This window comes from Poseidonocella sp. HB161398, from assembly GCF_005870025.1.
Classification (GTDB): domain Bacteria; phylum Pseudomonadota; class Alphaproteobacteria; order Rhodobacterales; family Rhodobacteraceae; genus Mangrovicoccus.
Genome location: NZ_VATA01000067.1, coordinates 17,327 through 31,011 on the forward strand (window position 1 = coordinate 17,327; position 13,685 = coordinate 31,011).

The window sequence follows — 13,685 nt, forward strand, 5'->3', positions numbered from 1 at the left end:
TAATTCACCGCCGGGGCGCAGCCCCGTCCTTTCCCCCTCCACCCCTTTTCCCTTCGGGGGCAACTTCGGGGGGCTTGTTGCCCCCCATCCCAGGGGGGCGGGGGAGAGGCGAACGGAACGGCGGGGGAGAGGCGAACGGAACGGCGGGGGCGCTGGTGGTCTCGGCGTGGCGGACAGCGGCTAGGCCGATGTGGCGGAAGATGTCGCGCGGCTCAGATGATATGCGGCGATCCAAGGCACCAGCTGTTGGAAAAGGACTTTCACGGGGTCCAGCGGGATGCCGCGCTCAGCTAGGTTGATTTCGACGTTGCGCCCGGCCAGGGCCTCATGGAACACGGACAGGTTGGAGGCGGCCGCCCGCCTTGCCAGGTCAGGCGGGGTCGAGCCGGGGGACCGGCCGCTGCCGCCCGAGAGGGACGCCAGGGCGCCTCCGATGGCGGCGCACAGCTCGACGGTGCGGGCGTATTCCAGGATCGCGGCCCGGTTGGCCTGGAGCGCGCGGCACCCTCAGGCGCGGCACGCTTGCCCGGCTGGCCTCCACCCGGTCGCGGCCGCGGCTGTCCTCGGCTATCCGGGTGCTCTCTTCGATCTCGACTTCTTCTAGTCCGTCCCAGGACGCCCAGCCCGGCGGCAGCTTGTCCAATGTCACTGCCCGGGACCGCGCTTTCCTCGCCTCGCGCTTGCTCATGTTCGGGTCGTTTCCGTTTCGCTAGGGGCAAGGGGGAGAATTCCCTATTGTTCTCTCCTGTTACTTCTCGATTTCACTTCCACTAAATTCTTTCATTTTCTTCCCCTTTTTACCCCTATTCCCCCTAGATAAGTAAAAACAAAGGTTTAGAGCTAAAAGCTAGGGGGAAGAAGGAGGAAAGTTAGGGGGAAAAGGGGCAACACTTCCGCCCCTCCGCCGCTGTAATTCACTGCTGGGCGCAGCCCCGTCCTTTCCCCCTCCACCCCTCTTCCCGACTAGGGGCAAGTTTCGGGGGGTTCTTACCCCTAGTGCCCCCTGGGGGTCAGGGGGGACTAGGGCGGACAGGCGGGGGCGAGGGGGGGCATCTGCCGCTCTTCCCGGCCACGTTCCGCAGCTCTTGCAGCGTGATGGCAAGGGCCGCGCGGCGGCCGTAGCCGAAGCCTGGGTCTAGGCCATAGCACCTGAACAGATGGATCATGCGCGGCGCTCCCGGGGCGAGCCGGTGCGGGTCCGGCGCGTGTCCGCGACGCACGCCTCGCCGCGGCGAAACTGCAGCGATGACGCGGGTGCAGCGGCTTTCTGGCGGGGGCCTGTTGGCGATCTCGGTGCGGCGCGTTCGGCCAGGCCGACCCGTCACAGATACGCGGCCTGGGTTGGGGCGGTGAGCCCGGACGGGGCAATGAGCCTGGGTTCCATCGTCTTCCTGTCTTTACCTAGGGCTTAGAACGTGTCGGGCGCGGGCATGGCCGTAGCGGGGGCCACCTGATCGCCTGGCTCAAAGTCTACTGTGGAGCGGGGAAGGGACTTGCGGCGGAGCAGCGACACTCAGACTTCGTTCAAGCGGGCTACAAGCCGTCGGGGGGCCCGCAGGTAGTCCTAAGCTGCCGGTCGAGTGACGTTTAGAGCAGGACTTTACGACAGAAATATCCCCCAGAAGATGAATGGCACACGTCGCCTAGACCCCAATGGACGTTAGAAATTACCAGATCTGGTACATTGACACCGTGCCGCCTGAAGTTCATGAAAGAGATTAAGTAAATTAAATAGTACTTAGCGCCAGTCTGGTTTCAATAATATGAGGAAGATCCAGATGTTTACGAGGTATGGCACAAAGGTAGCCTTCCTGGCCTGCTTGTGGGGGATTGTGTGGATTATCGGCTCTTTTTTCACTATTGATTATACCACGACGGAAATCGACAGACTGGCACTTAAGCAATCAAGCGGTTGGTTCGAACAGGGTTCGATAATTTTTTTCTTCGGATTAACCCTTGGAGTCTTGTGTGAGATAAGTAACAAGTTGGATCAGAGGATTCCGCCAAAAGGCTGATTTCAGTTCTTTCAGATTGGTGGGCCACACCTGAGGAACAACGACCTAGTAGAGCCCAAAACTTGTGTGTCGAGACGGGCTTGTTGCTTTGGGGAACCCTCTCCAAAGAAATCAATAGACTTCCGATGCAATGGTTCTGGACCACGGAAAGGCGCATTGCCTCGTTTCGCCCAATCGCTGATCGATTGGCGGGCGGAAAGGATGCTAGTTCCGATTTCTGTGTAGTGGCTGTTGCAGCTCAACCTGCAGCTAAGAAAGATTTACTCTTTAAAATCACAATTGGAAGGTTCGCCGACGTAATCTTTACGACCAATGTGGAACCTTAAGGAAAGGGAGGTTGATAGTGCGGGCTTTCTGGCCGGTTTTATTTTGCGTGCTCGCCAGTGAAGCGATGCCTGACGAGTGCGAAATATTCTGGTTAGATCTGTTTATTCCGCCAGCTGAATCTGAATTTGAAATATCTTCCGAATCCAGCGGATCGCTGACTCTGCATGGCACAACGGCTAATGTCCCAATTTCTTTTGACCTTGCAAAACGCAAGCTCATTTCGCCAGAGGGAAAGGAAGTGCAAACATTTGTCGGCACCAGAACCATTGCCGTCGGGGGCATATCAAACGATGTCACTGTTAGCGTTGCTTTGAGGCCGGGATTTTCGTTTATTACGTTTTCAAGCAACAGCTTTATTCGCGCAGCAGACGAGAGATATATCTTCGGATAAGACAGCGCTTGGTGGCTATCTCGTTTGCAATAATACTAGGCCTGAATAGCTTCCCGATCGTGCTACTTCGCAATGGGCTCACATTTTTTTAAAGCCACCTAGTTCCGGAAAAGAACCGTACCAGAATTGGGGCGTCGTGATAGTAAAGAACTGATGACGGTCATTCATTTGAGAATACCTGTTGTGTTCACCGGACCCGTCCAGAGGCGCTGTGGCCAGCTCGCCATCGGTCCCATGCCCGCGCATTTCTGCCGCATGAGACGCCACCTCGTTCGGGTGCCTGAAGCAGGCGACCGGAAGAAGCGGACTTGCGGCGCCGCGGCTGAGCCCGGGTGGCAAATCTGTGCAAGCGGTCGATGGCGAATAGCTGCGCCTGACTCTGCACAGAGTCTTCAGCCCCGGTTAGGCCGTTCACCGGACCACCGCCGCCTGGCAGGTGAGGGCCTTTGCCTCGGACGTAGCATGGTGTTGGAAGGTGGCAACCCGGCCGTGGCCCGCGCCTGACAGTGATGGCCCGCGGCGGCATCGCATCAAGGCGGCGTCCAGCCGAAATGGCGCCGCGCCGAGGTCACGAAGGCGGCGGGAGCCGGGCTTTCGGGCCTTCCCGCAGGGATGTTGCTCACCAAGTAGGTGCCGACGGTGATGAAGGCCCCCGCAAGTCCAATCGGCGTGACCGGTCCGCCGCCCAGGAAGGTCAGGCCCGATCCGGCGACCGTCAGCGCAAACAGCGTCCCAGTCCTGATCTTCGTGCTGCGCAGCGCTCGTTCCTCGTCGGCGATCAGGTCCTCCATCTCCTCCGCAGCCCTCGCGACGATCTGCTGGCGGTCATCCTCGCTCGAGACGCGGTCAAGCTGGCCGCATTCCTCCAGGAACTCGCGCTGCCAGCGCTGGAACGCCCGGCGCATGCGCCGGAAGGCGTTGTCCTCGGTCAGGGCCAGCGCACTTCGCAAAGCACCCTCGTCATCGGGATAGGCGTTGGCGGCAGGCACGAGAAACCGCCTGCCGAGTACGGTTGCCAGCTGCGTCTGCAAGTTCTCTGGTCCACCTGTCGCGGTGCGCAAGCCGGTTCCGGCAGCCAGGGCCTCGGGATCCCGAAAAGCGAGGTCCGCCTGGACGCCGGTGACATAGGGTGGCAGCCCCATCGTCAGGACGTCCCGGGTCGCGGCGAACCCGTCGCGGTTCAGGCTATCTGCCGCTTGCATCCGGTCTGCCCACTGGTCCCGGAGGTACCCGTCCCAGGGAATAGCACGAGACCGCTCCGGGCCCAGGATGCCGAGGTAGCGATCGAGCCGGTCGGGATCCCATCCCTCATCGGCCCATCGGGCCCGCTCTGCATCGTCAGGCGGGTGCGGGACGACGATCCGGTCATAGAGCATGACATCTGCCACGAAGGCACGCGGCGCCAGATGGTCCCTGACTGAATAGGTCGCCCAGTATTCGCGCATGCTGCTCTCCCTACCGTCCGAAATGTTTCCGCCCCCGCAGCGAGGGTGGCAGAAAGCAGGGCGCAGATCCATTGCGGGCGCTTGTGCTCATGAATTTTCCGACCAGCTCGCGCGGCCGGAGAAACCTTCCGGCTGGCATAGGGTCTCGCTGGATCGTACTTCGCCGACTGCGGCGCTTGGCGCCGGACGCACGTCCGCGAGTGTTTCAAGCCAGCCCTTTCCGGCCGCTCGCGGGGACGCCGAGTTCGTAGCGTCCGGTACGAACGCCGGGAGAAGGGCACTTGCGGCACCGCGGCGGAAGCCAGGCGGTGAATCTGCGAAAGCGGTCGGTCACGGCGGGCAGAGCTTGATCGGCGCTGCCCTGGACGGGCTGCCCCAGTCCGGCCGGACGCTATAACGCTTCCGTACTGGCGAAGAGCGCAGATTGCGGACCTAGCTCCGCTGACTTCATTTCCCGAAAGCTGCCGTTCAGGCAGAGTGCGCCGATCGGCTCCACCGAGCCCACGCAAGACATTTATCCAAAGGGAAGTGTTCCGATTTCGCTGATCGGCGATCGTCTCAGCTCAGTGGGATGGCAAGTCTCGCGACGACGGACCGCCAGAGAGCGCCTCCAGCGGTCACGATCTTAGATTTATCAGGGCTTGCCGAGGCCGATGTCCGTGCTGGGATAGTCGGCAAATGTCGCCAGGTGACGCTGCACCCGTTGCAGCGCTTGCGGCAGCCCCCACTCGAACCGGGAGTGACCGGAACTCGCTTGCTCTTTCGGGTCGGTATAGAGGTTGTAGACCCAAGGGCTCATGCCGACATCGGACACCGTGGTCTCGTCGAGGTTCCGCCGCGCGGCATGCTGCAGCATCACCTTGAAGTGGATCTTGTATTCCATCCAGCGGATCGCCATCAGGTTGTTCTCGGAATACATAAAGACCGCGTCGCGCCGGGACTCTCCGTTATCCGCCAACAGGAAGGACGACTGGTCGATACCGTCGATGAATCGCTCGCTGGGGATGGTCTCCGAGACCCCTGCGAGGGCCAGCGATGTGTTGAAGAAATCGGTCAGGTCAAACAATCCGTCGCTTTCGCGACCGGGCGCAATCATTCCCGGCCAGTAGGCGATGCCAGGAACGCGGACGCCGCCTTCCCAGGTTGTCCCTTTGCCCCCGCGCCACGGCTGGAAGCCACCATCTGGAGCGAGATCCTCGTTGGCGCCGTTATCCGAAGTGAGGAAAACGAAGGTGTTCTCAAGCTCGCCCGTCTCTTCGAGAACTCCGATCAGGCGTGCGACGATATCGTCAACCTCAAGGATCGCATCCTTGTATGGAAAACCGGCCGGGCTCTTCCCAGCATAGCCTTCGGCGGGGTAGCTATCATTGTGGACGCGGGCAAAGGAGTGCTCGAGGAAGAATGGGACATCGTCCGCCGCCGCCCGGCGGATGAAATCCTCGGAGAAGTCAGCGAATTTCTGATCGATCTGTCCAAGTTGGTCGATCGATGTGACTTCTTCGGCGACTTCCAGCGGCTGGCCCTTCAGGCCCTTGGTGATCGCGGCCTCGGAGAGCTCCTGCAGCGCGGCGAGCCGTTCCGGGCGCAGCACCAAGTCGGGATAGAGCCGCTCGTCGAGCTGCTGCGACATGTCGCTGATCACAGACAGAATTCCGTAGAACTCGTCGAAACCGGCTTCGTGCGGGCGGGAGCCTTCTGCTTCACCGAGGTGCCATTTGCCCGAGAGAGCCGTACGGTATCCTGCGTCGGAGAGCAGACCAGGAAGGGTTGCCTCGATGCTCCAAGGGTTGGTCGTCGGGTTTTCGCCCGACAGCGTGGGGCGGGTCAGGCCGCTGCGCGTGGGAATGCGCCCGGTGAGGAGCGCGGCGCGTGACGGGGTACAGGTCGGCTGCGAGTAAGTCGACGTGAGGCGGAGCCCTTCCCGCGCCAGAAGGTCCATTTCGGGCGTTGGCGCGCCTACCGCAATGCCGCCGCCATAGGAGCCGGGATCGCCCCAGCCCATGTCATCTACGAGCAGCAGCAGGATGTTCGGCTTCCCACCGGTCTTCTCCGCGAGCGCCGCGAGCTTCTCGGCTGCTTCCGCTTCCTGCTCGGGCCGCGGAATATGAGGTTCGAGATAGGGCTCGGTCTGGACCGTCAGACTAAAAGCATTGCCCACCTCCTGCGCCGCGAGCGGGATGGCCGATAGGGCCAGCACCGAAGCGAGAGATAATACGCGCTGGTGCATGTCGCACCTCCTCGAATCTGAAAAATGAATTCTGTTCTCAAGCCTTTGATAGCACACGAGAGTGACGTGTGGTCAACTGAGAGTTGAGATAAGCGGCGCTCACACGGCGCTGGCGCGATCTTGCCGAACCGGAGTTCGAACTCCGCGTGTTGCAAGCGGCAGAAAGTACCCTGCGTGGCCAAATGCGATCCCGTAGGCCACACAAGAGAGTCCGGCTAGTCCGCAACACCACCGCCCTATGCTCTCGGGGTGAAGGTCCGCTTCGTTGCAAAGACAACTCGGGGCGAAGGGCGCGTTTGGGCTGAGCACGGGCGCTCGAGACGTCGGGCGCGACCGGCTGGTTCCGCCCTTCGGCCAGGCATGGTGACAGCCGATAAACCATCGGCGCCATCGCCAGGCTTCCGCGTCGCCGCAAGGCTGGAGAGAGCCCCAGAGCAGTCGTTTCCCTTTGGGCGGCAATGCCTTAATTATAATCATTTTTCGATTTGTGTTTTGCACCACTGCTCCAACCAGCGCAAAGCGCTTGCGAGGTCAAGGAGGACAACTACAATCATTGAAATTAGAATTTATATAGGAGCGTGAGTTGATGCGCCACTTCCCAATCAAACACAAGGGCATAGAAGATTTAATTAAGACCAAGGAATCGGACCTTGGCGAATTAAGGCGATTTGTAAATCGAGCTGCGCCCTTTGGGCCCATCAACGCTTCAACATTGCTAGAATCAGAAATTGCAAATGATATTTTGTTCAACACTAGAAATAAAGTCTGGGAATTCTATCAGAAAAGGCCTCGAATTGTAATCGGTCGCAAGGGATCTGGAAAAACATCCATCCTGTCACGAACGCAGAAACTTGAAGAGTACAAGTTCGTGGTTAATGTTCCGACCGCAAAGGCTATTAGCGAATTTCGTAAGGCGGTTTACCCAAACTCATCGGATGTCGGATTGGTTTTTGTGGAGGAGGCCGCGGAGTACTGGGACCGCTTTCTAAATACAGAAATTATGGCTCTTTTGCCCATAGATCAAATTGAAGAACTTCCAGCCGTTAAAAACTATCTTGAATCCATCAACCGTGGAAGTGGCGGGGTCGCGCAATCTCTTTCGGCAGCACTGAACCAAAATCGAGAGTCTCTGGATGGCGGGCATATTGGATACTTCATCAGATCTGCGTTGGATTTCTTTAGAAACGATTCGAATAGTACGTATAAAAAAGCTCTGACGGAATTGGATTGTTTTCTTGATGAAAAGAAAACCAAAGCTGTAGTGATCTTGGACTCGATCGAGAATTATCATCTCGATATTCCGCAGAACGCAGAAACAGTACGTGCGCTACTTAGATGTACAGGTGAGTATGGCACTAAGCTTCGATCTCTGAGGGTTTGTCTGCCTGCGGAGTTGTATTTCGAGTTACGTGAGCTTTCGGAGAATGTCGAGAAAGACTTTGTTGATGCAATGGCCATTCATTGGCTTCCAATTGAGCTGATGACCGTAATCGCATGGAGATACCTTGTATATTTGAAGCTATATTCACCTGAGGATTTAGCTAGGTTCTCTGGTTTGGATATTGGCTCTAGGGATCATGTCAATCAAATCCTAGATAGTTTTCTGCCGAACGAGACAATTAACTCTTCCGGGAAGAAGGAGTTTACGATTGCATACATATTTAGGCATTCACAGCTTCTCCCGCGACATCTTATTGGAATTATGAATGGTATTTTTTCGGACGGTCGGTCGAAGTCCGTTTTTGGAGAGGAGGTTTCAATTTGCGATGGCGTTAAGGCTGCTGAGCAATCCATCTATGAAGGAGTAAAGAGCGCCTTTCGGAAGAAATACCCAAATCTTGACTCTGTTTGCGCGGTAACCTTGACTGAACTACCAAGATTCTTCGGAGATTCTGAGCTTCACAAAGTTTATTCCTATCATGGAAAAGCTGCAATGTCTGCTATTGGCATATCCGACTATCGTGAATTTAAACGTATGCTCGTAGAGGTTGGCGCAATTGGGAGGGCAAGTGAACGAACCGACATTTATGCGGATGCAGAATTTGAATACGCTGTAAGGGGTCGGCTAAATATGTCGGTACGCGACGAGCTTTGTCTTCACCCTATATTCTCAGGAGTGCATGAGTCGAGTGTTAATAGGAATAGTCAGCACTACGTATATCCTCACCAGCACCTGCTTGATGAAGACGGACTACATCGCACGCTAAAAATATAGGGACTTTTTCAGCACCTAAACTGTTATGCAAGCCAACATGCGGCCGCTTTGTGCGCGAAGGGTGAGTTCGAGCGAGCAGGAATGCTGCGGGCCGGTCCGGGCGGCCGCTTAAGGGGCCGTCGCAGCGCGGCGGTGCCGGATTCCGAATGACCGGACTGGAGATCGACCAAGCGATCTTGGGGTTCCGCGGAGCGGTTTGCCAACGGCAGAAAACTGCGCTCTTCGCCAGTAGGAGCGGCCACCATGAGCGGCCGGACTTGGTCGGCGCGTCCAGGTCGGCACCAACCAAGCTCCGCCCGCCGTGACCGACCGCTTTCGAAGATCCACCGCTCGATCTCCGCCGCGCCGCCGCAAGTCCGCCCCGCCTGGCAGATCGCAGCGGGCATCTCGAGCCCGGCGCCGTCACGAGCGGCAGGAAAGGGCTGAGCGCGGGCGCTCTAGGAGTCAGGCGCGACCGGCTGGTCCCGCCCTTCGGCTCGGCATCGTGAAATCCGATGAACCATCGGCGCCATGGCCAGGCTTCCGCGCCGCCGCAAGGCTGCTGCGAGCCCCACTTCGGGCGTTCGTGCGCCCTGCAGCATTGGTCGAAGAGGGCGGGGAGCCGACTTTCGCTGCGGCGACGATCCGATCGCCCACAAAAGGTGGAAGCCGACATTCGGAGCGGACCAAGGTCGAGGTTGGTTCTGCGCCCCCGCGAGGCCGCCACGAGCCCTCTTGAAACATTCGATTTTTCGTGCGGCGGGCCCGCGCAGCTTGATACTGCGATCGCACGGGCAGGCCGCAAGCTGCGCAGCGGCGAGAAGACCAGGCGCTAGCGCGGCCCGACATCATCCGATCTCGTCGGAATTTTGCATTGCGTCACGCCATTTACCTGACGGACACCGAAACCGAGCCGTCGACGTGCAATCGGTGCCGGCCCTTCGAGCTGCGTTCCAGCCGGACAGGCAGGTCACGCTCCAACAGCCGACGTTTCAGCATGAGCAGGCGGGTTTCCAGATTTTCCCGGAATTCCGGTAGTTTCAGAGAAGGCTCGCGGCGCAGTTCCATATTGGTGAAGTCGGTCTGGCCCGTCTCAAGTCTGCGCCGGATCATGTACAGAAGCAGCCGTCCAGCAACCCCGCGAATGACATAGGTTCCGTCGATAAAGACGCTGTCATCCTGCGTGTGGTGGCGAAACTCGATCAGCGGGCCCCTTCCATCCGGCAGGAGGCCAACAGCCTGAGGGGCCTGGACCTCGCCCGTCCCGCTCGATTCTGCTTCGACCAATGCAGCCGAAGCCTGCAGCGCCACGATCTCGATCGCCGCGGCAACTGATGCCCCGAACGCAAGCCTGTTTCGGCTTTCGAGGAAGTATATCCCCACGAGCTTGTCATGATGCAGCAATGGCACCACGATCTGGCTATTGACCCCTTCGAGCAGCGGCGCGGCAAGTGGAGGAGCGTTTTCATCTGGCAAGCTTATAGCCTCCAGCATGCGCGAACTGCGGCTCAGATCGTTGAGCCGAACCATCTGGTGTTCCCGCGCCGCGATTTCCAGCAACCCACCGGTAACCCCGATTTCGGCACCTGCACCGCAGACTGCGTAACCGCGGCTTCCGATCAGCACGAAAGTTCCGGCCGAGGGCTCCGGCAGCAGAAACATCGCAGCGTTCGCACCGAATAGCGAAATCGCACCGTCCAGAAGAGCGTCCGAAATTGCCTCCACGTCGGTTTCCGCTGCAAGCGCGGTCATGAAGGCCGCCAGGCTTGGCAGGTCCGGGCCTGATTCGATTTGCAAACTGGGACGCAGTTCCGGACCCGGCACTGGCGAAATGGCCAAAACGCGGAACAGATCCGCGGCTTTCAGACCCATCCGGTCTGCCAGTCCGTGCGCAGCGCAATCCGCGGCCAGCTGTATGCGGAAGCGTGTGAAAAGCGTCCCGTCGGTGAGCGTCTCGTGGTGAAGCAACGCGCATTCGAACTGCGCGCCGGTCAGGCCATCTACCAGAAGCAAGGAGGCTCTCGGATCGCGTGCGAGATTTTCCGCGGTTTTGCCAAAGAATTGGTTCGAAATCGCGACATGAGTTTCATCGACCCGAAGAACCTGGGAAAGGTAGGAGATATTGGGAAATCCGTCAGCCCCGCTCGTCGCGATTGAGGAAGGGATCACGCCTTCAAAACAAGTCTCGGGCAGATTGGCAAGTTTCACCGATCGACCTTCACGCCCGCCCCCGGGCCGGGCGTTTGCTTCCAGACACCCTCGACACGCATCTGGGCAAGCTGCACATCCTCCGTCATCAACCATTCTGCCGACATCTCATCGCTGATGCCAAGCGAATGCAGTCTTGCGGCCATCCGTCCCGCGGCAGCACCCGACCGTTTCACGTCGACGCCATTTGCGCTGATCATGCAGGCATTGCCCTTGAACTGATACGTCTCGTAACTTGCCGGGTCGGCTGCGGTCACCGCTAGCGGGCCACCCGGCGTCAGATCGGCAATGACCCGCGGCCATTGCCGGGCAGAAATTGCGACGATCAGCTGATCGATATTACTGCCGGGCCAGGCTCCCACACCGCGACCGATGGCTGTGCGACCGGTCGCGTCGCTCGTCGCGAGGATGATCATCACCGCGCCGGACACAAATTCAGAGAATTCCGCTTCAAACAGCATGACGCGATTCCCGCTGTTTCGATTAATAGAAAATTAGCATTACCTCGGCGATTCTTAGTAAGAATTTAGCAAGATATTGGTGCCGACTGCAGCTAGATGCTCCTCCATTCAGATTCTTGCTTGATGGAGCTTTTCCGTGCAGAACCTATCCACATCGCATTCCGCGCGTCGTCGCATCGCCATTCTCGGCGCAGGGCCAGGTGGACTTGCCGCCGGGAGATGGCTGCTGGAGGCCGGGCTCGACCCGGTGATTTTCGAGGCCTCCGCCGACATCGGCGGCCAGTGGAACTTGTCGGTTCCGGGCAACGGCACCTGGCCCGAGATGCGCACCAATACCAGCCGGGCGATGACCTGCTTCTCCGACCTCGACTATTCCGAAGGCACGCAGGTCTTTCCGCGGGTCACCCAAGTCCAGAGCTATCTGCGCGACTATGCCGCCCGCTTCGGGCTGGACGGCAGGATCAGAAGCGATCACCGCGTGACCTCATTGCGGCGGGAGGGCGATGGATGGCTTCTGACCGCCGAGACCCATGCCGGGCTCTATCGCGGACAATTCGATCAGGTGATCATCGCAACCGGACGCCATCGCGACCCGTTGATGCCGGAAATTCCTGGATTAAGCGAATTTTCCGGCCGCCTCGGCGTCCGGCATGCACGGGAATATTGCGGCACCGAGCCGCGGCGCGGCAGTCGGGTCATGGTGGCGGGCTGCTCGATCAGTGCTCTCGAAATCGCCTCCGAACTTGCGCAAGGCGCAGCGAGCGAGGTGATACTGTCGGCACGCAGGATGCGGTATGTCCTGCCGAAACTGGTGGCAGGTGTTCCGACCGACCACCTGATGTTCACGCGTGCCGCAGCGCGTGCCATGGAGATCCTGCAACCAGAACAATGCATGGCAGCGTTTGCCTCCCGCATCCGGGCACTGGCCGGCAATCCTGCACTGTCCGGGGCAATGGCGGCAGATGACGACGTGCTGGCCGCGGGAATCTCGCAGTCGCAAGGTTTCCTGTCGGCAGTGGCCGAAGGGCGGATAGAAACGCGGCCCTGGATTTCCCTGATCGAGGGAAAGCGGGTGACCTTCACGGACCAAACGGTGCGGGAGGTCGATGGTATCATCCTGGGCACCGGCTACGGGATCGCGCTGCCCTTCCTTGACGACCCTGTCCGCGCGGTGCTCGGCCTCGACGCTGACGGCCGTGGCACCGGGCTTCGCTTGCACGCGCACAGTTTCCATCCCGATCTTCCGGGGCTGGCCTTTCTGGGCCTCTACGATCTGGTCGGTCCATATTTCCCGGTCCTGGAATTGCAGGCGCGCTGGATCGCCCGTTGCCTGGCCGGACATGCGAACCGGAACGGAACAATGCCCGCATGGGGCACGATGGCTGCAGATATCTCCGGCCCAATCCCGGAGGGTCCGATCCCGATGCAGGTCGCGGCGCTGGATTTCGCGCGACGGCTCGGCGCCGAACCGGAACTGGGCGATCGTCCCCGGTTGGCACGGCTACTGGCCTTCGGCCCACTGGCGGCTGTGGGATTTCGGCTCGACGGTCCGGATCGGCTGACCGATGCGGAAACGCGGCTTCGGCGACTGGCAACCGCTTTCGACGAGACGATGCTTTCCGGAGCCGATGAAGCGCTTCTTGCCGGTCTGCAGGATGTTCCGTCCGATGCCGCCTGAATTTCCCGTTCCGCACCATGCGGCAGTTATCATCGACCTTAGAGGGCTTGATCAATGAACATTCTATCTCTTGCGGCCGTAGCCGCGTCCTTCACGATGTCCCTGGCTGCCCAGACCCAGGCTCAATCCGGCTCTGACGAGTTGACGCGAGGAGCCTATCTGGTCCGGATCATGACCTGTGCAGATTGCCATGCGCCGCGCGACGCAACCGGCGCGCCGGATCCGTCACGCGGCCTCGTCGGCGGCAATGTGGGCTTTCGGGTTCCCGGATTGGCGATTGTCTGGGGGCCCAACCTGACCCCGGACGAGACCGGTATCGGGGGATGGACCGTAGAAGACGTGGTCCGGGCATTGCGCACCGGCGAAACTCCGGAAGGACGCGGCTTGATCCCGGTGATGCCGTGGCCAGCCTATGCCGGGCTCAGCGATGAAGATGCGACGTCACTGGCAGCCTATCTTCTGGCGCAGCCAGCCGTCTCGAACCGGGTTCCTGAAATGCAGGGGCCGGACGATCCGGCGCCCATGCCCTATTTCGATCTCGTCCTGCCGCAATAGGGGTTGGTCGAGACGGTGACACCGGTGCCGCCCCTCTCGTTTGCCCGCAGCGATCCGGACATCCGTTTTTGCTGCGGGAGATCACGAAAGGCCTGTGTGGATGGCTCCTGCATAGCAAGACTTTTCTGAGATAGATTTTGCACTGGTCAGAAGCAGACGTGTGTCCGGCCTGTTTGCGCGGCGC

Annotated in this window: 8 protein-coding genes; 4 read left to right on the plus strand and 4 right to left on the minus strand. The window is 59.5% G+C overall.

Going from position 1 to position 13,685, the window contains the following annotated elements:
- Window positions 1–2,358 precede the first annotated feature (2,358 nt).
- Complete coding sequence (locus FGX59_RS30375; protein WP_138471444.1) at window positions 2,359–2,733, plus strand: hypothetical protein; 375 nt, start codon at window positions 2,359–2,361, stop codon at window positions 2,731–2,733.
- Window positions 2,734–3,263: 530 nt separating this feature from the next.
- Here the strand turns inward: FGX59_RS30375 and FGX59_RS30380 are convergent.
- Both FGX59_RS30380 and FGX59_RS30385 read right to left on the minus strand, forming a co-directional pair.
- Entirely contained in the window at window positions 3,264–4,178 is a 915-nt protein-coding gene (locus tag FGX59_RS30380; RefSeq protein ID WP_138471446.1) for a hypothetical protein, read from the minus strand.
- Between the two features lie 634 nt (window positions 4,179–4,812).
- The gene (locus tag FGX59_RS30385; protein ID WP_095880689.1) at window positions 4,813–6,405 is read right to left on the minus strand and encodes an arylsulfatase; all 1,593 of its coding nucleotides are present in this window, start codon (window positions 6,403–6,405) and stop codon (window positions 4,813–4,815) included.
- A 586-nt stretch (window positions 6,406–6,991) separates the two neighbouring features.
- Here FGX59_RS30385 and FGX59_RS30390 point away from each other — a divergent pair.
- Window positions 6,992–8,620, plus strand: a complete 1,629-nt coding sequence (locus tag FGX59_RS30390) for a P-loop ATPase, Sll1717 family (protein WP_370296396.1) — start codon at window positions 6,992–6,994, stop codon at window positions 8,618–8,620.
- A gap of 867 nt (window positions 8,621–9,487) precedes the next feature.
- Here the strand turns inward: FGX59_RS30390 and FGX59_RS30395 are convergent.
- Window positions 9,488–10,807, minus strand: a complete 1,320-nt coding sequence (locus FGX59_RS30395) for a GAF domain-containing protein (protein WP_171060905.1) — start codon at window positions 10,805–10,807, stop codon at window positions 9,488–9,490.
- Complete coding sequence (locus FGX59_RS30400; protein WP_138471452.1) at window positions 10,804–11,268, minus strand: hypothetical protein; 465 nt, start codon at window positions 11,266–11,268, stop codon at window positions 10,804–10,806. Before FGX59_RS30400 ends, FGX59_RS30395 begins: the two co-directional genes overlap by 4 nt.
- A gap of 136 nt (window positions 11,269–11,404) precedes the next feature.
- Here FGX59_RS30400 and FGX59_RS30405 point away from each other — a divergent pair, with 136 nt between their 5' ends.
- Together FGX59_RS30405 and FGX59_RS30410 are read left to right on the plus strand one after the other, a co-directional pair.
- A complete protein-coding gene (locus FGX59_RS30405; RefSeq protein ID WP_138471454.1) occupies window positions 11,405–12,946 on the plus strand; it encodes an NAD(P)/FAD-dependent oxidoreductase in 1,542 nt (513 codons plus the stop codon).
- A gap of 54 nt (window positions 12,947–13,000) precedes the next feature.
- Window positions 13,001–13,501 (plus strand): c-type cytochrome, encoded by a 501-nt coding sequence (locus tag FGX59_RS30410; protein ID WP_138471456.1) that lies wholly within the window; start codon window positions 13,001–13,003, stop codon window positions 13,499–13,501.
- The last annotated feature ends 184 nt before the right edge of the window (window positions 13,502–13,685 follow it).

Bases quoted from the DNA above. Each gene is read 5' to 3' on its own strand.
- FGX59_RS30380 (WP_138471446.1), bottom strand. From the start codon at position 4,178: ATGCGCGAATACTGGGCGACCTATTCAGTCAGGGACCATCTGGCGCCG.
- FGX59_RS30385 (WP_095880689.1), bottom strand. From the start codon at position 6,405: ATGCACCAGCGCGTATTATCTCTCGCTTCGGTGCTGGCCCTATCGGCC.
- FGX59_RS30390 (WP_370296396.1), top strand. From the start codon at position 6,992: ATGCGCCACTTCCCAATCAAACACAAGGGCATAGAAGATTTAATTAAG.
- FGX59_RS30400 (WP_138471452.1), bottom strand. From the start codon at position 11,268: ATGCTGTTTGAAGCGGAATTCTCTGAATTTGTGTCCGGCGCGGTGATG.
- FGX59_RS30410 (WP_138471456.1), top strand. From the start codon at position 13,001: ATGAACATTCTATCTCTTGCGGCCGTAGCCGCGTCCTTCACGATGTCC.